Annotated in this window: 18 protein-coding genes; 11 read left to right on the top strand and 7 right to left on the bottom strand. The window is 67.2% G+C overall.

Features of this window, described 5'->3' with window-relative positions; all coding sequences use genetic code 11:
• The first annotated feature begins 36 nt into the window (after positions 1-36).
• From purF to FDW84_RS16035, 7 genes are all read left to right on the top strand, one after another.
• A complete protein-coding gene (purF, locus tag FDW84_RS16065; RefSeq protein WP_138610506.1) occupies positions 37-1,707 on the top strand; it encodes an amidophosphoribosyltransferase in 1,671 nt (556 codons plus the stop codon).
• A complete protein-coding gene (gene purM, locus FDW84_RS16060) occupies positions 1,704-2,867 on the top strand; it encodes a phosphoribosylformylglycinamidine cyclo-ligase (protein ID WP_138610505.1) in 1,164 nt (387 codons plus the stop codon). The genes purF and purM overlap by 4 nt, the downstream gene beginning before the upstream one ends.
• 274 nt (positions 2,868-3,141) lie before the next feature.
• The gene (locus FDW84_RS16055) at positions 3,142-3,894 is read left to right on the top strand and encodes an ATP-binding cassette domain-containing protein (protein WP_138610504.1); all 753 of its coding nucleotides are present in this window, start codon (positions 3,142-3,144) and stop codon (positions 3,892-3,894) included.
• Complete coding sequence (locus tag FDW84_RS16050) at positions 3,891-4,748, top strand: ABC transporter ATP-binding protein (protein ID WP_138610503.1); 858 nt, start codon at positions 3,891-3,893, stop codon at positions 4,746-4,748. Before FDW84_RS16055 ends, FDW84_RS16050 begins: the two co-directional genes overlap by 4 nt.
• The gene (locus FDW84_RS16045; RefSeq protein ID WP_138610502.1) at positions 4,745-6,001 is read left to right on the top strand and encodes an MFS transporter; all 1,257 of its coding nucleotides are present in this window, start codon (positions 4,745-4,747) and stop codon (positions 5,999-6,001) included. Before FDW84_RS16050 ends, FDW84_RS16045 begins: the two co-directional genes overlap by 4 nt.
• 67 nt (positions 6,002-6,068) lie before the next feature.
• Positions 6,069-7,619, top strand: a complete 1,551-nt coding sequence (locus FDW84_RS16040; RefSeq protein ID WP_138610501.1) for an ABC transporter substrate-binding protein — start codon at positions 6,069-6,071, stop codon at positions 7,617-7,619.
• Entirely contained in the window at positions 7,619-9,412 is a 1,794-nt protein-coding gene (locus FDW84_RS16035; RefSeq protein WP_138610500.1) for an ABC transporter permease subunit, read from the top strand. Before FDW84_RS16040 ends, FDW84_RS16035 begins: the two co-directional genes overlap by 1 nt.
• A 202-nt stretch (positions 9,413-9,614) precedes the next feature.
• Here FDW84_RS16035 and FDW84_RS16030 read toward each other — a convergent pair whose 3' ends face one another.
• Entirely contained in the window at positions 9,615-9,848 is a 234-nt protein-coding gene (locus FDW84_RS16030) for a DUF3073 domain-containing protein (RefSeq protein ID WP_138135377.1), read from the bottom strand.
• Between the two features lie 275 nt (positions 9,849-10,123).
• On the opposite strand from FDW84_RS16030, the gene FDW84_RS16025 reads away from it, so the two are divergent.
• Complete coding sequence (locus FDW84_RS16025) at positions 10,124-10,789, top strand: septum formation family protein (protein ID WP_138610499.1); 666 nt, start codon at positions 10,124-10,126, stop codon at positions 10,787-10,789.
• Positions 10,790-10,820: 31 nt separating this feature from the next.
• Here the strand turns inward: FDW84_RS16025 and clpB are convergent, their stop codons facing one another.
• A complete protein-coding gene (gene clpB, locus FDW84_RS16020; protein ID WP_138610498.1) occupies positions 10,821-13,463 on the bottom strand; it encodes an ATP-dependent chaperone ClpB in 2,643 nt (880 codons plus the stop codon).
• 281 nt (positions 13,464-13,744) lie between these two features.
• Here clpB and FDW84_RS16015 point away from each other — a divergent pair, with 281 nt between their 5' ends.
• Positions 13,745-14,080, top strand: coding sequence for a YciI family protein (locus tag FDW84_RS16015; protein WP_138610497.1), 336 nt, complete (start codon positions 13,745-13,747; stop codon positions 14,078-14,080).
• A gap of 60 nt (positions 14,081-14,140) precedes the next feature.
• Here FDW84_RS16015 and FDW84_RS16010 read toward each other — a convergent pair whose 3' ends face one another.
• The 4 genes from FDW84_RS16010 to FDW84_RS15995 are packed head-to-tail and all read right to left on the bottom strand — an operon-like array spanning position 14,141 to position 17,327.
• A complete protein-coding gene (locus FDW84_RS16010) occupies positions 14,141-15,235 on the bottom strand; it encodes a sulfate/molybdate ABC transporter ATP-binding protein (RefSeq protein ID WP_138610496.1) in 1,095 nt (364 codons plus the stop codon).
• Positions 15,232-16,107 carry an ABC transporter permease gene (locus tag FDW84_RS16005; protein WP_138610495.1) on the bottom strand — a complete coding sequence of 292 codons (876 nt, stop codon included), beginning with the start codon at positions 16,105-16,107 and terminating at the stop codon, positions 15,232-15,234. Before FDW84_RS16005 ends, FDW84_RS16010 begins: the two co-directional genes overlap by 4 nt.
• Before the next feature lie 24 nt (positions 16,108-16,131).
• On the bottom strand, positions 16,132-16,917 hold the full coding sequence (gene modA, locus FDW84_RS16000; RefSeq protein WP_138610494.1) for a molybdate ABC transporter substrate-binding protein: 786 nt from the start codon (positions 16,915-16,917) through the stop codon (positions 16,132-16,134).
• Entirely contained in the window at positions 16,917-17,327 is a 411-nt protein-coding gene (locus FDW84_RS15995; RefSeq protein ID WP_138610493.1) for a TOBE domain-containing protein, read from the bottom strand. The genes modA and FDW84_RS15995 overlap by 1 nt, the downstream gene beginning before the upstream one ends.
• Positions 17,328-17,442: 115 nt before the next feature.
• Here FDW84_RS15995 and FDW84_RS15990 point away from each other — a divergent pair, with 115 nt between their 5' ends.
• On the top strand, positions 17,443-18,324 hold the full coding sequence (locus FDW84_RS15990) for a DUF4031 domain-containing protein (RefSeq protein WP_138610492.1): 882 nt from the start codon (positions 17,443-17,445) through the stop codon (positions 18,322-18,324).
• A gap of 43 nt (positions 18,325-18,367) precedes the next feature.
• A complete protein-coding gene (locus FDW84_RS15985; protein ID WP_138610491.1) occupies positions 18,368-18,754 on the top strand; it encodes a VOC family protein in 387 nt (128 codons plus the stop codon).
• Positions 18,755-18,788: 34 nt separating this feature from the next.
• Here FDW84_RS15985 and FDW84_RS15980 read toward each other — a convergent pair whose 3' ends face one another.
• Positions 18,789-19,190, bottom strand: coding sequence for a YccF domain-containing protein (locus FDW84_RS15980; protein WP_138610490.1), 402 nt, complete (start codon positions 19,188-19,190; stop codon positions 18,789-18,791).
• Between the last annotated feature and the right edge of the window lie 87 nt (positions 19,191-19,277).

The raw sequence follows: 19,277 nt of genomic DNA, 5'->3' as shown, positions 1-19,277 counted from the left end.
GAAAAGTCATACCGCATAACGTGAGATAATCGACCAGTGGCACGCGGCGATGGAAAACTTTCCCATGATCTTCTCCCTGGCGAAAAGGGCCCTCAGGACGCTTGTGGCGTCTTCGGCGTCTGGGCACCAGGTGAAGAAGTAGCAAAACTTACCTATTACGGGCTGTATGCACTGCAGCACCGCGGTCAGGAGTCGGCTGGTATTGCCACCAGCGACGGCAAGCGGATCAACGTCTACAAGGACATGGGCCTCGTTTCCCAGGTCTTCGACGAGACCACGCTGAACACCCTGACCGGGCACCTGGCCGTGGGCCACTGCCGCTACTCCACCACCGGCGCCAGCCACTGGGCCAACGCCCAGCCTACCCTCGGCGCCACCAGCACCGGCACCGTAGCGCTGGCGCACAACGGCAACCTGACCAACACGGCCGAGCTCAACGCCATGATTCAGGAGCGCAACGGCGGCCAGCTCACAGGTGAAATGAAGCAGGGCAACACCTCTGACACTGCCCTGGTCACTGCCCTGCTGGAGGGTGAGCCGGGCAAGAGCCTGGAAGACACCGCCATGGAGCTGCTGCCCAAGATCAAGGGCGGCTTCTGCTTCGTCTTCATGGATGAGGGCACCCTCTACGCAGCACGGGACACCTACGGCATCCGCCCGCTGGTCCTGGGCCGGCTGGAGCGCGGCTGGGTTGTCGCGTCCGAGCAGTCCGCCCTGGCCACGGTGGGCGCCAGCTACATCCGCGAAATCGAGCCGGGTGAATTCATCGCCATCGACGAGCAGGGTGTTCGCTCCCAGCGCTTCGCGGAGCCGACGCCGGCCGGTTGCGTATTCGAGTACGTCTACCTTGCGCGTCCGGACGCCGCCATCGCCGGCCGGTCCGTGTACGAGTCCCGCGTGGAGATGGGCCGCCAGCTGGCCCGCGAAAACACCCAGGTGGCGGACATTGTCATTCCCGTGCCGGAATCGGGCACCCCGGCCGCCGTGGGTTACGCCGAAGAGTCCGGTATTCCGTTCGCGCACGGCTTCGTCAAGAACTCCTACGTGGGCCGCACCTTCATCCAGCCGTCGCAGACCCTGCGCCAGCTGGGCATCCGGCTCAAGCTCAACGCCCTTGAATCCGTGATCCGCGGCAAGCGCGTGGTGGTGGTGGACGACTCCATCGTCCGCGGCAACACCCAGCGCGCCATTGTACGGATGCTCCGCGAGGCCGGTGCAGCCGCCGTCCACGTCAAGATTTCCTCCCCGCCCGTGCAGTGGCCCTGCTTCTACGGCATCGACTTCGCCTCCCGCGCCGAGTTGATCGCCAACGGCGCCACCATCGAGGAAATCTCCCAGGCCATCGGCGCCGACTCGCTGGCCTACATCTCTGAAGACGGGATGATCGGCGCCACCCGGCAGCCGCGCGAACGCCTCTGCACCGCGTGCTTCACCGGCAAGTACCCCATCAAGCTCCCGGACGCGGACAAGCTGGGCAAGAACCTGCTGGAGCGCAAGGACCTGGGCGGCCTGAAGGCTTCCCCCTCAGCACTTCCGGGTGAAACCGCAGCCCTGGCGGTCGATTCAACGGAGGACCCGGCAGAGAAGTCCGGGGCCACCGGCTGTGATCCGGGGCCGGACTCCGAGTTTGAAAACCTGCTGACCGAAGCCGACATCGTGCCAGACCTACATGCCGCCACCGGCGCTGACAAGAAAGAGTCCGTATGACTTCCGCCGCCCCCGCCTCAGGCAACACCTCCGATCCGAACGCAGGCGGCATCACTTACGCCTCCGCCGGCGTGGACGTTGAAGCCGGGGACCTCGCCGTCGAGCTCATGAAGGGTGCCGTCAAAGCTACCCACAACTCATCGGTGATCGGCGGGGTGGGCGGCTTTGCCGGCCTCTACGACGTCTCAAAGCTGCTGACCTACAGGAAGCCGCTGCTGGCCACCTCCACCGACGGCGTGGGCACCAAGGTTGCCATCGCCCAGGCCATGGATATCCACGACACCATCGGGTTCGACCTGGTGGGCATGGTGGTGGACGACATCGTGGTGGTGGGCGCCGAGCCCCTCTACATGACCGACTACATCGCCTGCGGCAAGGTGGTGCCCGAGCGCATCGCCGACATCGTCCGCGGCATCGCCGCAGCCTGCTCCGTGGCCGGAACCGCCCTGGTGGGCGGAGAAACGGCTGAGCACCCGGGCCTGCTGGGCGAGCACGAGTATGACGTCGCCGGTGCAGCCACCGGAGTCATCGAGGCTGACAACCTGCTGGGCCCGGAGCGCGTCCGTGCCGGCGACGTGGTGATCGGTATGGCGTCCTCGGGCCTGCACTCCAACGGCTACTCCCTGGTGCGCCGCGTAATCAACCACGCCGGCTGGGCGCTGGACCGCCAGGTCTCCGAACTGGGCCGCACCCTGGGCGAGGAACTCCTGGAGCCCACGCGCGTCTACGCCGCGGACTGCCTGGACCTCGCCCGCGCATTCCCGGTCACGGGCAGCGCCGCTGTCCACGGCTTCAGCCACGTCACCGGCGGCGGTCTGGCCGCAAACCTGGCCCGAGTCCTCCCCCAGGGACTGGTGGCCACCGTTGACCGCGCCACTTGGGAACTGCCGGCCATCTTCAAGCTCGTGTCCGAACTGGGCAATGTGCCGCTGGCAGACCTGGAACGCACGCTCAACCTCGGCGTGGGCATGGTAGCCATCGTGTCCCCCGAAGCTGCGGATGCCGCCGTCGCCCGCCTCAACGAGCGCGGACTCCCGTCCTGGATCATGGGCACCGTCACGGAGGACTCCGAGTCCATCCTCAAGTCCGGCCCTGACTATGTCCAGGGCGCCAAGGGCGTCGACGGCGGTGCGGTGCGCCTGGTCAACGCCTACGCCTAACTATTCCGCTGCCCCCTGATGGCGCCATTCCTGGCCGCCCCTATGAAGCTTCGTAGGGGCGGCCGGGCGTTTAACCCCCGACACCCCGTCACCTCCTGCGGCTTTTCGGGCGACGCTCTCTCAGATCATGCGGCTTTTTTAGCAACCCTCTCTCAGGAGTGATAGAGCGTTGTTAGGAAAGCCGCATCAAGTGAGAGAGCGTCATGGAGCACATGAGAATGATTATTGATAGCATTGGTTCGACCCTGACAGTCCTGCCACGAAACGATGTCCCATGCCTGCACCTACTCTGTCCGTGAAGAACCTCTCGCTCTCCAGCGGCAGCCGGAACTTGGTTGGGTCCCTGACGTTCTCATTGGCAGCCGGCGAGCGGGTTGCGCTGCTCGGCGCTTCGGGGTCGGGCAAATCCCTAACGGCAGCAGCTGTGACAGGCAGTGTCCCGGCCGGGATCTCCTCCAGCGGTGATATCTCCTTCGCGGAGGGACCGGGAGGCAGGGCTGCTCTGGTGGGCCAGGATCCGGCGTCGTCGCTCAACCCCCTGGTGCCTGTTGGTAAGCAGCTGGCCATCCCGCTACGCAGTGCAGGCCTGAGCCGGGCAGAAGCACAAGAGGAGGCCGCCAGGCTGCTGGCCCGAACAGGCATCTCCGAACCCCGCCGCTTCCTCCCGCGCTACACAGGTGAGCTGTCCGGCGGGCAGCTGCAGCGGGTCTGCATCGCCCTTGCCCTGGCCTGCGGCAGCAGCGTTCTGGTGGCAGATGAGCCCACGACAGCACTCGATGCAGTCAGCCGACACACAGTACTGGCAGCGCTCCGCTCATGGGGAGCGGAGGGCCGCAGCCTCCTCTTCATCACCCACGACCTCGCCGCGGCCGTGTCCCTGTGCACCAGGGCGCTGGTAATGGAGGCCGGGCGCATCGTGGAAGAGGGACCCATGGCAAAGCTGCTCCGAAACCCGCAGCACGCCTACACCCAGCGGCTGGTCCAGGCTGCCAATGCCGGAAGCCTTCCCCTGGCCGGGGCAGCATGAGCGACGACGGCACGGGCGTCAGCGGCAGGAGTGCCGGCAGGAAACCAGCCATCCTGGCCGTAAACGGCATCTCCTTTGCCTACCCAAGGCGCGGCTTCCGCGCCGGCCGGCAGCCCACCCTCCAAAACGTCAGCCTGAGCCTGTCCCCCGGCGCCAGCACGGCCCTGGTGGGAAGTTCCGGCTCCGGCAAGTCCACGCTGGTGCGGATCCTGCTGGCACTTGCAAAGCCGTCGGCAGGCACCGTTACCCTGGGCGGGGAGGAAGTGCGGCCGGGCCCGGTCCGGACGTTGCGCCGGTACCGGCGGGCGGTGCAGTACATTCCGCAGAACCCGGCCGGCAGCCTTGATCCACGCATGACTGTTTTCCAGCTGCTGAGGGAGCCCCTGCGGCAGCTCCGGGTGGAGGGAAACCACCGGCCCCTGGTCAGCGAGGCGCTGGAACGAGTGGAAGTGCCGGCCGCAATGCTGGAACGCCACCCGGGAGAGCTGTCCGGTGGCCAGAACCAGCGGGTGGCCATCGCACGTGCACTGGTGGTATCCCCGGCCTACCTCCTGGCCGACGAACCCGTCAGTGGCCTGGACCTTCCCCTGCGGGACACCGTTCTCGCGCTGCTGGAGAGCCTGGTCCATGAGCAGGGGCTGGGACTGCTCCTGGTGACCCACGACCTCGCCACCGCTGCCAGGATGTGCGGCACCACGGCGGTCCTCTCGCAAGGCCGGATCGTGGAGCACGCGCCAACGCACCAGGTCCTGGAGAAGCCGCGAAGTGCCGCGGGCGCGGCGCTGGTGCAGGCTGCGGCAGGCATGCCGTCCACCCTGCATTCCAGCAGTGACCGTACGGCGGCCACAGCATGACCGCAACATCCGGCACCGTCCTCCCGGCCCTGCCCAAGCACCGCCCGGCACCCGGGCTGCTGCTGGCGAGCCAACTCGTCTTCAACATCGGCTTTTACGCGGTGGTGCCCTTCCTGGCACTGGTCATGAGCCGGGACTTCGGCATGGCGGCAACAGCCGTGGGTGTGGTCCTGGGCGCCCGGGTCTTCAGCCAGCAGGGCCTGTTCCTGGTGGGCGGAATCATCACGGACCGGTGGGGGCCGCGCCGGGCCATGCTGGCGGGCTGCCTGGTGCGTATTTCCGGGTACCTTACCCTGGCCATGGCGGGCAGCTTTCCCCTCTTCCTCCTCGGCGCGGTCCTGACCGGAATGGGCGGCGCAATGTTCTCGCCTGCCCTGGAGTCCCTGGTGGGGAAAGCGGAAGAACGACGGCGGAGCACCGGTGGGCGGACGCCTGGACTTTTTGCGCTCCTCGCCATCTGCGGTGAGATCGGGGCGGTGGCCGGTCCCCTGGTGGGCGCCCTTCTGCTTGGCGTGTCCTTCAGCTGGGCAGCACTGGCCGGGGCGGCCGTCTTTGCGGTGATGGCTGTTGTACTCTGGTGCAACGTGCCGGCCCGGGCCGCAGGCTCGACTGAGGAAGAATTGCCTCCTTCGCCGCCACGGACCGAAGGCATCGGCGCGATGCTGCGGAAGAGGCGCTTCGTGGCTTTCGCTGCTCTCTACAGTGTCAACCTGCTGGCCTACAACCAGCTTTATTTCGGCCTTCCCATCGAGCTGACCAGGAGTGGCGCCGGGCCAGCCGCGCTGGCCGGATTGTTTGCTGTTGCCTCGGTCCTGACCATCACACTGCAGCTGCCCATCTCCCGGCTCACCCACAGGCTGGGTCCGGGCAGGGCTCTGACTCTCGGCTTCACCCTCAAAGGCCTGGCCTTCGCCACCATGGCTGTGCTCGCCCAGTACCCGTCCGCCGGGGCATTGCAGCTCCTGCCGCCGCTCCTGCTGGTGTCCGGGCTCTGCCTCGGACACATGTGCATCGGACCCGTAGCCATGCCGCTCGTCCTTGATTTTGCCAACGGCCGGCCCACCGGCATCTACTACGGACTCCTGGCGAGCATGGGCGGGTGCGCGGTGTTGCTGGGGAACCTTGCCCTGGGACCGCTCTACGCCGGCGCCACCCAACCTGGACAGGACGCCGTCTGGCCCTGGGCGGTGATGGCGGCACTCATGGTGATTCCCGCCGTCGGACTTTCCAGGCTGCTCCCCACCAAACACTAGGGCCGGGGCCTCTCCTTAGCCCGGCAAGAAGTGCATGAAACCCTACAGAAGGAACAGGTGCTCCCCCATGTCAAAATTCCCTCTCCGTCCGGCAGTAACAGGAATGTCAGCGCTGCTGCTGGCCGCCACGCTGACAGGATGCTTCTCGCCGGGAGCCGGACAAACGGCAGAAGGCGGCGATGGTGCCGGCCGCATCAAACTGGCCATGCTCCAGCCACCGCGGTCCGGGCTCTCACCGCTCAGCGACGACGCCTTCAAACTGTCCCGCTGGAAAACTGCGGAGACGCTGGTGGAGCTGGACGAACTCGGGGAGGCGAAACCGGCGCTGGCAACGGCATGGCAGCAAAATGACGCAACCACCTGGCGTTTCGCCCTGCGCGAGGGGGTGCAGTTCCATGACGGGACGGCCATGACCTCAGCGGAAGCGGCCGCATCCCTGACCGCCGCTGCAAACGCCAGCCCCAAGCCGAGGATCCTGGACGGCGTGGAACTCACAGCGCGGGCGGACGGTCCCGCGGCCGTCGTGGTTTCGACCGCGGCGCCGGACCCCCTCCTGCCGCAGCGGCTATCCAGTCCGCAGCTGGCCATCCTCGCGGCCTCGGCATACAAGGAAGGCGGCACGGTGAGTCCGGTCAATGCCGGCACAGGCCCCTTCCGGTTGGTTTCGGTGGACGGCACCTCGTCCGCCCGGCTGGACCGGTTTGACGGGTATTGGGGTGAGGAGGCGGAAGCCGACGGCGTGGATGTGCAGTTCGTGCCGGACGGGATCGCCAGGGCTGCCGCCATCCGGACCGGTGGCGCGGATATCGTGGAGGCGATCCCGGTGGGCCAGGTAGCACGGGTCGACCCCGCCCTGGTGCACGAGGTGCCCATGCCCAGGACCAACACGCTGTACCTGAATACTGCTTCGGGCCCTTTTGCTGACCCGGCCGTCAGAGCCGCTGCCCGCAACGCCGTGGATGCCGGCACTGTCGTGGACAGGGTTTACGAAGGACGTGCTGACCAGGCTGAGGGCTTGCTCGGTCCTGCCCTGCCCTGGGCAGCCGGAGAACGCAAGAATGACACCTACGTGGAAGCGATGGCCGGCAGGGTTGCCGCCACCGCCGTCCAGGGGACGCCCATCCGGCTGGGCACGTTCACCGACCGCGCCGAACTGCCCGAAGTCGCCGTCCAGCTGGAGCAGCAGCTGGAATCCGCAGGGTTCGTGGTGGAGCAGGATGTCCGGGAGTACCAGCACATCGAGGCGGACGCCCTGGCCGGGAAGTTCGATGCCTTCATTCTCTCGCGAGCCACCGTGCTGGATTCCGGCGACCCGGTGGCTTACCTCTACAGCGACTTCTCCTGCAACGGCTCCTTCAACATCTCCCAGTTCTGCGATCCCGGCGTTGATGCTGCCTTGGTTAAGGCAGCAGGGATTCCCGCCGGTCCCGAGCGCCGGGCTGCCATAGCCGCCGCCGAGAGCCTGATCCTGGCCCGCGACGCAGCCATCCCGCTGCTCCACGAGCGCGTCATCCAGGGCGAATCCTCGCGGGTGGGCGGCGTCGAGCGGGATCCGCGGGAACGGGCGCTGATTACGGGCCGGACTTCAGTGACCGGCAGCACGGGTGCCAAAGACTGATGACAACGGTTCCCGCCCTGGTGAAAGTCGCTGCTTCGCGCATCCTGGCGTTGCTGGGGCTGGTGGCACTCATCGGCATGATGCCGTGGCTCTCGGGCCGCGGCGCGGAGTACACCATCCTCCGGGCCAGATACTCTGACCGGGAACCAACGCCGGAGGCCCTGGCCGCTGTCCGTGCGGAGCTTGGCCTGGAACAGGGCCCCGTTTCCCTGCTTCAGTCCTGGGGCCACGGAATCTTCACCGGCGACCTGGGCACATCATGGATCAGCAACACTCCGGTGGCGCCCGGTATCGCTGCGGCGCTGGGTGTTTCCGTCACGTTGATGGTTTTCGCCATCGCTGCAGCCTCGCTTATTGCCGCTCTGATTTGCGTCCCCGCGGTGACGGAAGGGCTGCGGCAGCGGCCGAGGCCGGCGTCGGGGGCCCTGTCCGCCGCCCTTACCTCCCTGCCGGAATTCCTGCTGGCCGCCGTGCTGCTGGTGGTGGGCGGCGTTTGGCTGCAGTGGTTTCCACCTTTTGGCTGGAATGGCGCCGAGTATGCCGTGCTGCCGGCGCTTGCGCTGGGGATTCCGGCCGGCGGGCTCATGGGCCTCCTGCTGTCCGACGCGATCCGCGCGGGCTTCGCGGAGAAGTGGGTGGCCACGTGGCGTACGGCCGGGGCAGGACCCCTGCGGTTGACCGCAGCAGTGCTCCGGCGGGCGCTGCCGGCCGTTCTGCCGCAGATCGGCCTGGTGCTCATCGGACTCACGGGCGGGGCTGTCGCAGTGGAGAAGGTCTACGCCATCCCGGGCCTCGGCCGGACGCTGCTGGGCGCCGCCGGCGCCCAGGACATTCCCACCCTGCAGGCGGGCATGCTGGCGCTGATGGGGCTCGCCCTGCTGGTAGGAACGTTGACGACGGCGGCCCGGCACCTCCTGATCGGTCCTGCGGTTCGTTTCGGCACGCTTCCGCTGGCGGAGCCGCCGCGGTTCGGCAGCCGCCGCCAACTGGCCGTGCCTGCGGTTGCCGGCGGGACGCTGGCGCTCGTCACTTTGGCCGGGCTGGCGCGCGACCCGTTCGCCTCTGCCCACCCCAGGCTGGCGGCACCCACGTGGTCGCTTCCCTTCGGTGCCGACGCCAGCGGTCGCGATCTCCTCGCCCGGGTGGGGCACGGCGCAGTGGGAACACTCGGGACCGCGCTGGTAGTGGTGCTGGTGTGCCTGGCCGTGGGAATTGCCGTCGGGCTCTTCCCGCTGGCCGCCACCGGCCCACTGGAGGTGGCGAACGCGGCACCCCCCATCCTGGCCGGCCTGGTTGTTGCAGCTGTCACCGGCCCGTCGGCCCACGGCGCAGCGCTGGCTGTTGCCGCCGTGAGCTGGGCACCCCTTGCTGCCCATACGGCAGCACTTGCACAGGAAGCCCGGGCGCAACCCTACGTGCAGATCCTTCCGGTGCTGGGGGTGGGGCGGGCGCGGATCATGCTGCGCTACATCCTGCCTGCGGTGCTGAAGCCTCTCCTGCGGCACGCAATGCTCCGGTTGCCGGGGATCGCACTTGCCCTGGCTGCCCTCGGATTCCTGGGGCTGGGACCCCAGCAGCCTTCACCGGAATGGGGCCTGATCCTGGCTGAGGGCATCAGCTATGTGGAGCGTGCGCCGTGGGCGGTTTTGGCTCCGGCCTCCGCGCTCGTCCTGGCATCGGTGCTGGCTGTGGGACTGGCCGGCGCCGGAAGGATTTCCCCGACGGCACGGCAGGTGGAATGCGGTGACCGGCCACCGGCATCTGGCAAAGGTAACGGAGGATTGCCCGATTAGGCGCAGAAGGTGATGGAGCGTTGCTGTGGGGAGCAAAAATTTGGCCCCTCTCAGACGCAGCAGAAAACCCGCCGCCTGCACCGTTTCGGCGCGGGCAGCGGGCCCAATAACTGAAGTCAGCCCTGATCCACGTGGATCCGGGTACTGAAAAAGAAGCGCATCACACGGCTGTCCGGGTTACGGCAACAGCACCATGCAACAACTAGCCGATGCGACGGGTGTCCACCTCGTCGTCGTCTTCTTCCAAATCATCCGCGTACTTGTCCACATAAGCCGAATAGTCCGGCTCGACCGGCTCATTCGCGTAATGGCTCGCGGGACGGCTGCTCGGGCCCGTCAGCTCACGCTGAAGTGCCGAGTAGTCAGTGTTCGGGGAGTAGTACTTGATGTCCCGAGCCTGCTTGGTAGCTTTTGCCTTTTGACGGCCGCGCCCCATGGCGTGACCCCCTTTTGTACTTGGACCGGAGGTGGTCACCTTGGCATAGGTGAGGCCCCGGAATGTTTGGTCAATTTGTCGTACACCTAGATTACATGCTTTCGACAGTGCCCGCTTGCCACACAGGCTCCCGGAAGGTGGCTTGCGTTACCAGCCAGGGCTCGAGACCGCGAGTTTCCAGCATTTTTCTTCGGTAGAGTCACTTAAACAACTGCTGATACACCGGCCGCAAACCGGCTGCCGCCGCGGAGAGAACGCAGGAGGATGCAACCCCCGTGAATGACCAGGACGTCCCGCCGAAGCCCGCCGCGCCACCGACCAGCGGGCTCCCGCGCGTCCCTGCGCCGGCAGCGCAGCCTGTCCTGCATCCGCAGATGCAACCGCAGGACGAGGCCCCATCACGCCCCAGCCGCCTGAACCGCCGGGCGCTCTGGATAGCAGTCTTTGTCGCCGTCCTGCTGGCCGTCATCGGCGCACTGGTGTGGCTTGCCCTCTGGCTGAACTCCAACCCGGGTGCAGACGATTCCGGCAGCGAAACTTCTGGGGTGCTGGAAACCACGGCCACCACACCCGCCACGCCGCTGCCCTTGCCCCGCGAAGGAGTGCAGCCTCCGGACTATGCGTTGGGTGACTGTTTCAAGGATTTCGACCCGGAAGCACTGGCCTCCACCGTGGTGCCCTGCGACACCGGGCACTCCGCCCAGCTTGTGGCGTTGTACCGGTATCCGGAGGATGCGGCCTACCCCGGAGCCGATGCGCTGAAGGCCAAGGCACTCGAGGCCTGTCAGGCCGCCCGGCTTGGCCCGGCAGCCAACCTGGTCCAGCTGAACTACCAGCGCAGCTTCCCCAGCAGCACCAGCTGGGAATCCGGGGACCGCAGGGTGGACTGCTACGTGACCGCACCCGGCGGCAACGTGATCAACGCCAGCGTGTTGCCCTAGCGGCGAGGGCCGCCAGGGCAACACCCTGCAGTTAGTCCTTCCGCCGGACCGAGAGCCCGCTGTTGGGGACCCCCGTCAGGGCGTCCACGTTGCCCGCGGAGAGCTCGCCCAGGTCTGCTGCCGTGTCCACGAGCACCGTATCGCCGTCGCTGATCTCGCCGGCAAGGATGGCCTTGGCCAGCCGGTCGCCGATCTCGCGCTGCACCAGGCGGCGCAGCGGCCGTGCCCCGTAGGCTGGGTCGAAACCGGAGAGAGCAAGCCAGGCCTTTGCGCCGTCGGTGACTTCCAGGGTGAGTCGCCGCTCGTGCAGCCGCCGTCCCAGTTCCGCCACGTGCAGCTCGACGATGTGCGCCAGCTCCTCGACGCTGAGCGCATCGAACAGCACAACCTCGTCCAGCCGGTTCAGGAACTCGGGCTTGAAGGACGCGTTGACGGTGGCCATGACTGCGTTCCGCTTGGCCTCGGCATCCAGCGACTGGTCCACCAGGAACTGGCTGCCCAGGTTGGAGGTCAGCACCAGGATCGCGTTGCGGAAGTCTACGGTCCGGCCCTGGCCATCGGTGAGGCGGCCGTCGTCGAGCACCTGCAGAAGGATGTCGAACACCTCGGGGTGGGCCTTCTCCACCTCGTCCAGCAGCACCACCGAGTAAGGACGACGGCGGACCGCTTCGGTGAGCTGGCCGCCCTCCTCGTAGCCCACGTATCCCGGAGGGGCGCCCACGAGGCGGGCGACGCTGTGCTTCTCGCCGTACTCGGACATGTCGATGCGCACCATGGCGCGCTCGTCGTCGAACAGGAATTCCGCCAGCGCCTTGGCGAGCTCGGTCTTACCGACGCCGGTGGGGCCCAGGAACAGGAAGGAACCGGTGGGGCGGTTGGGGTCGCTGATCCCGGCCCGTGCGCGCCGGACGGCGTCAGAGACGGCAGTAACGGCCTTCGTCTGGCCGATGAGCCGCTTGCCGAGTTCCTCCTCCATGTGGAGCAGCTTCTGGCTTTCGCCCTGCAGCATGCGCCCTGCGGGGATACCTGTCCAGGCGGAGATGACCTCGGCGATGTCCTCTGCCGTCACTTCCTCGGCCACCATTTGTGATGACTTGTCGGCAACGGCGGCCTCGGCTTCCGCGGCGGCGTTCAGCTCGCGCTCCAAGGCAGGGATTTCGCCGTACTGGATGCGCGACGTCGTCTCCAGGTCACCTTCGCGGTAGGCCTTGTCAGCGGCACTGCGCAGTTCGTCCAGCTTCGCCTTGAGGTCACCCACCCGGTTAAGCCCGGCTTTCTCCGCCTCCCAGCGGGCGTTCAGCGCTGCGAGCTCCTCTTCCTTGTCCGCCTTGTCCGCACGGAGCGCCGCAAGGCGTTCCACGGAAGCAGCATCGGTTTCGCCTTCGAGGGCGAGCTCCTCCATGGTGAGCCGGTCCACCTGGCGCCGCAGCTGGTCGATCTCCTCAGGCGCGGAGTCGATTTCCATCCGGAGGCGCGACGCTGCCTCGTCCACCAGGTCGATCGCCTTGTCCGGCAACTGGCGCCCGGAAATGTACCGGTTGGACAGCGTGGCTGCGGCCACCAGGGCGGAGTCGGCGATGGACACTTTGTGGTGCGCCTCGTAGCGTTCCTTGAGGCCGCGGAGAATGCCGATGGTGTCCTCCACGCTGGGTTCACCAACGTACACCTGCTGGAAGCGGCGTTCCAGGGCCGCATCCTTCTCGATGTTCTCGCGGTACTCATCCAGGGTGGTGGCGCCAATCAGCCGCAGTTCACCGCGTGCCAGCATGGGCTTGAGCATGTTGCCGGCGTCCATTGAGGAATCACCGGTGGCGCCTGCCCCTACCACCGTGTGGATCTCGTCGATGAAGGTGACGATCTGGCCCTCGGAGCCCTTGATCTCCTCAAGGACCGCCTTCAGGCGCTCCTCGAACTCACCGCGGTACTTCGCGCCGGCAACCATGGACCCTAGGTCCAGAGAAATCAGCGTCTTGCCGCGCAGGCTTTCCGGCACGTCGCCGGCCACCATGCGCTGCGCCAGCCCTTCGACCACGGCGGTCTTACCAACGCCGGGCTCGCCGATAAGCACCGGGTTGTTCTTGGTGCGTCGGGACAGGACCTGGACCACGCGCCGGATCTCGGAGTCGCGGCCGATCACGGGGTCCAGCTTGCCTGCGCGTGCCATGGCAGTAAGGTCAGCGCCGTACTTCTCGAGCGCCTGGAAGGTGTTTTCCGGATCCGGGCTGTCCACCTTGCGGTCGCCGCGGACGCCCGGCAGGGCAGCGAGGAGCGCTTCATGGGAGGCGCCGGCGTCGCGCAGCAGGCGCGCGGCAGCATCATTGCCGGCCGAGAGGCCAAGCAGGAGGACTTCGGTGGAGACGAAGGTGTCGCCCAGCCGGTCCGCCTCTTCCTTGGCGTTCTGGATGGCCTGCAGCGCCGGCCGTGAGAGCTGTGCCTGCTGACTGGAGCCGCCGGAGGTGGCGGGCAGGTTCTTGATGGCACTGCTTGCCTGGACGCTGACGGAATCAACGTCGGCTCCGGTGGCGCGAAGCAGCGCAACCGCCACTCCCTCACGCTGGTCCATCAGCGCCTTGAGCAAGTGCGCGGGCTCCACTTGCGGGTTCCCGGCCGTGGAGGCGTTCATGGCCGCAGCCGAAAGAGCCTCCTGGCTCTTGGTAGTGAATTTGACGTCCAAAGAGAGCTCCTTTCGGGGACAGTTTTTCTAAGTTGAGTGTACTACGCTCAAGTTTGCTGTGGGACGTTATCCCGTCATTGTTTTCCTACAGCGAAACAGGCTGTGGCATTCCCCGGAACAGGCGGCCGGCCCTACTTGGGCTACCGGCAGCCAGGCCCGGTGAGGCCCAGGTGCCGACCGCCCGTTCCCCTTCCGCCCCTTGGGCCCTAGGATCGGGCGTATGCCCGGAGACAGCGCGCCGCGGCACAACCCGGAACGCAGCAATCGAGAGGGGACAGTCGATGAATAAGTTTGTTGTTCTTTACTTCGCAGCGCAGTCAGCCCAGGAACAGATGGCGGAGAGCTCGCCGGAGGCCGCGCAGGAGGGCATGAAGGCCTGGATGGAGTGGGCCGGGCGCGTCGGCGATGCCATGGTGGACATGGGGACTCCGCTGGGTGCCGGGAAGGAAATCACCGCCACCGGGACAGCGGAAACCAGCACGGGTGTGGCCGGCTACAGCATCATCCAGGCCGACGACCTCGCCGGCGCCCAGGCCCTGCTGGACGGCCACCCCCACCTGATGATGCCCGGCGCCAGCATCCAGGTGTACGAATCCCTTGACCTGCCGGGCATGTAACCCCCAAACAGGGAGTTTCTGGGCAGATATGCAGGTTTTAGGCCATATCCGGACAGGAACTCAGGTCTCGTAAAGGGATACCGCGGCGGCTTTCACCACAAAATGCACAGTCATGCCCGGTACCAAGCCAAGGTCGGCCAGGGCGGAAGGGGTGATGTCGGCCGCCATGCCATCGCCCCTCACCCGGATTTGGTCCCCGTGCGGCTCAAGGTCCGTGATGGTTACCTGGAAAGAATTGCGGGGGCTTCCGTGCGCGTCCGTGAGGAACACGGAAACGGCCGACGGCGGGAATACGGCTGCCGCTGCCCGGTCCGCCGGGATGGGGTCCTCCGCATGGCCGGCGACGTGCAGTCCCTGCCTGCTGAGGACCCCGTCCCCGACAAGGGTTCCGGGGATGAAGTTGAGCCCGGCCAGTCCTGCTGCGAAAGCGCTGTGCGGCCTTTCCAGGACCTGCCGGGTAGGGCCTTCCTCGGCGACCCGGCCGTTTTCCAGGATGACTACCCTGTCCGCGAGCATCAGCGCGTCCAGGACATCGTGGGTGACGATGATGGCCGGGCGGTCCGCCAGGACGCGCTTGAGCAGGCGCCGGAGCAGCGGGGCTGAGTGGATGTCCAGGGCCGCCATGGGTTCGTCCAGCAGCAGCAGCCCGGGATCAGCAGCGAGCGCCCGGGCCACCGCCACCCGCTGGGCTTGGCCGCCCGAGAGTTCTGGGGGCCGGCGTGCCGCAAGATGCGCTGCCTCCACTTCGGCCAGCCAATGCCTGGCTTCAGCTTTGGCCCGACCCTTGGGCGTTCCCGTGCTGCGGGGTCCAAACGCCACATTGTCCACGGCAGTGAGGTGCGGGAAAAGCAGCGGCTCCTGCGCCAGCAGCGCGGTCCCGCGGTGGTGGGGTGCGGTCCAGCGGTCATCTCCCGCGCCCGCACGCGCGGCGGCAACGTGGACGCCATCCGCGGGGATGTCGCCCAGCTGAAACAGCGGGCGGCCGTTCAGTTCAGCCCGTCCGCTGTCCGGTCGGATCAAACCGGCGATGACCGAGAGCAGCGTCGACTTGCCCGCGCCGTTGGGACCCATCACCGCCACGGTTTCGGCAGGACCGAGGGAAAGGGAGACGTCGAAGCCCCGCTCCCCCACTGCTGCCTGGAACGAGAACGTCACGTGACCTGCCCGTCCGCCGCGGCAGCCGCCGTCGGCCGTTCCCCGGAAGATGCTCCGCGCCGTGCCGCACCAGCCGGGCGGCGGTAGGCGAGTGCCACCACGGCAACTGCCACGGCCACCAGCACCAGGGAAAGCGCGACGGCGGCGTCCGGGTCAGTCTCGCGCTGCAGGTAGATTTCCAGCGGCAGGGTCCGGGTCACCCCCTGCAGGCTGCCGGCGAAGGTGAGCGTGGCGCCGAACTCACCCAGGCTGCGGGCGAAGGACAGCACCGCCCCGGAGGCCAGGCCGGGCAGGACCAGGGGCAGTGTGACGCGGCGGAAGACGGTTCCGGGGGATGCGCCGAGCGTGGCCGCCACCGCCTCATAGCGGTGGCCGCCGGTCCGGAGCGCCCCTTCCAGGCTCACCACCAGGAACGGCAGCGCCACGAACGTCTGCGCCAGGACCACTGCCGTGGTGGAAAAGGCAACCTGCAGTCCCAGCGCTTCCGTGGTGCCGCCCAGGAGACCCTGCCTGCCGAAGGTGTACAGGAGGGCGATGCCGCCCACCACGGGCGGCAGGACCAGCGGCAGCAGCACCAGCGAGCGCAGGAGTCCCAGGAACGGAAACCTGCCGCGCGCCAGGACCACCGCCAGCGGCACGCCCAGCACCACGCACAGGACCGTGCTGGCCGCGGATGTCCGCAGGCTCAGGCCCAGGGCCGACACCGCGGATTCGGAGGTGACCAGCGGAAGGAAGTTGGCCCAGTCCACCCGTCCAACTATGGCCACGAGAGGGAGGACCACCACCAGGGCGGCCAGCACAGCCAGGGTGTAGATCCAGCGGGGAACGCCGGTATAGGCATGGTGCCGGGGCTGCCGCTTGCTGCCCGTCATGTCATGTCCGCCATTCCGTCCGCGTCATTCGCCTGGCCCAAAGCCGGCGGCCGCCAGGACTTCCCGGCCCTCGGGGCCGGTGACCAGGTCCACGAACCTGGCGGCCGCGGCCTGGTTCCTGCTGCCGGCCAAGGCCGCGATGGGGTAGGTGTTGACTGCGCCGGCCGCCTCCGGGAAGGCGATGCTTTCCACCTTGCCGCCGGCCGAGCGGATGTCCGTGACGTAGACCAGCCCGGCGTCGGCCTCTCCAGAGACGACCTTGCCCAGGACGTCGGTCACCGAGTTTTCCTCGCTGACGGGGCTGAACTTTATTCCACTTTGTTCTGCCACGGTGGCGGCTGCTGCCCCACAGGGCACCTGCCTGGCGCACGCCACGAGTTTTATGCCGCTGGCGGCCAAGTCCCTGAAGGAACTGATGCCTGCCGGGTTTCCCGTGGGAACCGCGATGGCGAGGGTGTTGGTGGCGAAGGCACGGGGCTCGCCCTGCACCAGGCCCGCATCCTGCAGCTTTCCCATGTTCCGCGTGTCCGCCGAGGCAAAAACGTCAGCGGGAGCACCCTGACTGATCTGGGTGGCCAGGTCCGAGGAGCCGGCAAAGCTGAGGGCGACGCTGGTACCGGGGTTCTCCTGTTCGAACCGTTCCGCAAGCTCCGTGAAGCTCCCTTTCAGGGATGCTGCGGCGAAAACAGTGAGCCTTTCCTGGTCCTCGCTGTTTGCTGCGTTGCCCGCTGCGCCGCTGCCGGCGCACCCGGCGAGGAGCCCGGCCATGAGCACCGCGGCCAGTGCAGCTGAGGTTCTGGTTGCCCTCATCAAGCTGCGCCCTTCCCCTGGGGCGTTTCGACGATCACCGTGGTTGCTTTGACCACGGCAGTGGCCACCGAGCCCAGCTCCAGTCCAAGATCGCGGACGGCTTCGCTGCTCATCAGGGACACCACGCGGAAGGGTCCGCACTGAAGTTCCACTTGGGCCATCACCTTGTCCGCAGTGATGCCCGTGACCAGGCCGACGAACCGGTTGCGGGCCGAACTGCCGGTGCGGTGTGGATCATCCGGCAGCTGCGCGAGTTTCTGCGCGTGTTGGGCCAGTTCAAGGCCGTCCACCGCCAGCCGGCCGGCGTCGTCCCGCAAGGGGGTCAGCGAACCGTTGTCCGTCCAGCGGCGCACGGTGTCATCGCTGACACCCAGGAAACGGGCGGCTTCCGAAACGCGAATAATCGTCATTTCCACAGCATAAGGCGCAGATGCGGAAAAAATTCGGGTAAGGGAGCTCATATTCGGATTATGACTGGCCGGCAGGAGCCGATCCGGCCGCACCAGGCCGGATTAGACTTCCTCCATGGCCATCTACATCGACCCGCCCCTTTGGCCTGCCCACGGAACGCACTTTTCCCATCTGGTCTCGGACGAGTCGCTGGCGGAGCTGCATGAGTTCGCGGCGGCGGCCGGCGTTCCGGAGCGGGCGTTCGACGGCGACCATTACGACGTCCCGGAACGCCGCTTCGATGACCTGGTGGCAGCGGGCGCCGTCCCCGTGGAAGCCCGCATCCTGGTCCGCAAGCTGATCGCCAGCGGCCTGCGCATTCCCGCCCGCCAGCGGAACAAAGCACTCAAAGTGCCCCTGCGGAACCGGTGGGACGCCATCATGCCCGGCCACGACGCGCTTTTCCTGGACCTGCTGGACCGCTGGAGCGAGCCGCACCGCCACTACCACGGCTGCACGCATCTGCTGTCCATACTCGAATCGCTGGACCTGCTTACCGAGCCGGCCGACCCGCCGCGCACGGTGCTGCTGGCCGCCTGGTTCCACGACGCCGTCTACCGTGGCGTGCCGGGGCAGGACGAGGAAGAGTCTGCCCTGCTCGCCAAGGACCGCCTCCAGGCCGCCGGACTGCCGTCAGTGGAGGCTGCCGAGGTCAGCAGGCTTGTCCTGCTGACGCGGGACCACCGCCCGGAGCCGGGGGACGACGCCGGCGCCCTCCTTTGCGACGCTGACCTTTCCGTTCTCGGCGGCGAACCGGACGAATATGCACGCTACGTGGCTGACGTCCGCCAGGATTATGCGCACGTCGGTGACGCTGACTTCGCTGCGGGACGTGCCGCCGTCGTACGCCGCCTGCTGGAACTGGACCCGCTGTTCCACGGCGGCCGCGCCCGGATGCTGTGGCTGGAGCCTGCGCGGCGGAACCTGCGCGCCGAACTGGGCCTTCCAAGCCGCTGAGCTGGGCCTTTACGTCCGCGGGCGCCGGTGCAACACTTCTCGGATGACCTTGCGCATCCAGGCCCTCTGCATCGACTCCACCGATCCCCGCATCCCTGCCGCCTTCTGGGAGAAAGCTTTGGGCTGGCGGCGGACCCACGAGGAGGACGACGAGATCGTCCTGGAGCCGCGGGCGGGCAGCCCGGAAGACGGCGTGGCGCCGGATCTGCTGTTCCTCAAAGTACCTGAGCGCAAGGAGGCCAAGAACCGGCTGCACCTTGATCTTCGGCCCGCGGACAGGGATGCAGAAGTGGCACGGCTGGAAAGCCTGGGCGCCAAACGGGTGGACGTGGGCCAGGGCGCGGAAGTGAACTGGGTGGTGATGGCGGATCCGGACGGCAATGAGTTCTGCGTGCTGCGGGCCCTGCGGCCGGACGAAATGGCCGGCTGACCCAGTCTGGAAGTCCCCCGGCCTGGCGCTCCGCCTACCGGTAGGAGGTGACGAACGGCTGGCTGGTGGGCACGATCTGCTTGCCCAGCGGCATCAGGGACACCGGAATGAGCTTCAGGTTGGCGATTGCCAGCGGAATGCCAATGATGGTGACTGCCATGGCGAAGGCTGTGACCACATGGCCGATGGCGATCCAGATGCCGGCCACCAGCAGCCAGATCACGTTGCCGAGCAGGGGGAAGACGCCGGTGCCGCCGGGCTTGTCCACCACAGTGCGGCCAAACGGCCAGAGGGTGTAGGCAGCGATCCGGAACGACGCGATGCCCCAGGGGATGGTGATGACCAGCAGGCAGCAGATGACCCCGGCCACGAAGTAGCCCAGCGCGAGCCAGAGCCCGCCGAAAACCAGCCAGATGATGTTGAGCAGTGCCTTCATCCATCCATTGTGCCCCTGGGCCACGGCGAAAAAGCTGGGGACTCCCCTGATTTATCACTGAACCGCCGGGCTGTGGCAGCCCCCTGC

Origin of the sequence: Pseudarthrobacter sp. NamE5 (assembly GCF_005796225.1) — a bacterium.
In the GTDB taxonomy this organism is placed as follows: domain Bacteria; phylum Actinomycetota; class Actinomycetes; order Actinomycetales; family Micrococcaceae; genus Arthrobacter.
This window is presented reverse-complemented; position numbering and strand designations above follow the sequence as displayed.

Excerpts from the sequence above, each read along its gene's own strand:
- FDW84_RS16045 (WP_138610502.1), top strand. The coding sequence starts at position 4,745 with ATGACCGCAACATCCGGCACCGTCCTCCCGGCCCTGCCCAAGCACCGC.
- FDW84_RS16040 (WP_138610501.1), top strand. The coding sequence starts at position 6,069 with ATGTCAAAATTCCCTCTCCGTCCGGCAGTAACAGGAATGTCAGCGCTG.
- FDW84_RS16015 (WP_138610497.1), top strand. The coding sequence starts at position 13,745 with ATGAATAAGTTTGTTGTTCTTTACTTCGCAGCGCAGTCAGCCCAGGAA.
- FDW84_RS15980 (WP_138610490.1), bottom strand. The coding sequence starts at position 19,190 with ATGAAGGCACTGCTCAACATCATCTGGCTGGTTTTCGGCGGGCTCTGG.
- FDW84_RS16055 (WP_138610504.1), top strand. The coding sequence starts at position 3,142 with ATGCCTGCACCTACTCTGTCCGTGAAGAACCTCTCGCTCTCCAGCGGC.
- purM (WP_138610505.1), top strand. The coding sequence starts at position 1,704 with ATGACTTCCGCCGCCCCCGCCTCAGGCAACACCTCCGATCCGAACGCA.
- FDW84_RS15985 (WP_138610491.1), top strand. The coding sequence starts at position 18,368 with ATGACCTTGCGCATCCAGGCCCTCTGCATCGACTCCACCGATCCCCGC.
- FDW84_RS16050 (WP_138610503.1), top strand. The coding sequence starts at position 3,891 with ATGAGCGACGACGGCACGGGCGTCAGCGGCAGGAGTGCCGGCAGGAAA.
- FDW84_RS16005 (WP_138610495.1), bottom strand. The coding sequence starts at position 16,107 with ATGACGGGCAGCAAGCGGCAGCCCCGGCACCATGCCTATACCGGCGTT.
- FDW84_RS15995 (WP_138610493.1), bottom strand. The coding sequence starts at position 17,327 with ATGACGATTATTCGCGTTTCGGAAGCCGCCCGTTTCCTGGGTGTCAGC.
- FDW84_RS16035 (WP_138610500.1), top strand. The coding sequence starts at position 7,619 with ATGACAACGGTTCCCGCCCTGGTGAAAGTCGCTGCTTCGCGCATCCTG.
- FDW84_RS15990 (WP_138610492.1), top strand. The coding sequence starts at position 17,443 with ATGGCCATCTACATCGACCCGCCCCTTTGGCCTGCCCACGGAACGCAC.
- modA (WP_138610494.1), bottom strand. The coding sequence starts at position 16,917 with ATGAGGGCAACCAGAACCTCAGCTGCACTGGCCGCGGTGCTCATGGCC.
- FDW84_RS16030 (WP_138135377.1), bottom strand. The coding sequence starts at position 9,848 with ATGGGGCGCGGCCGTCAAAAGGCAAAAGCTACCAAGCAGGCTCGGGAC.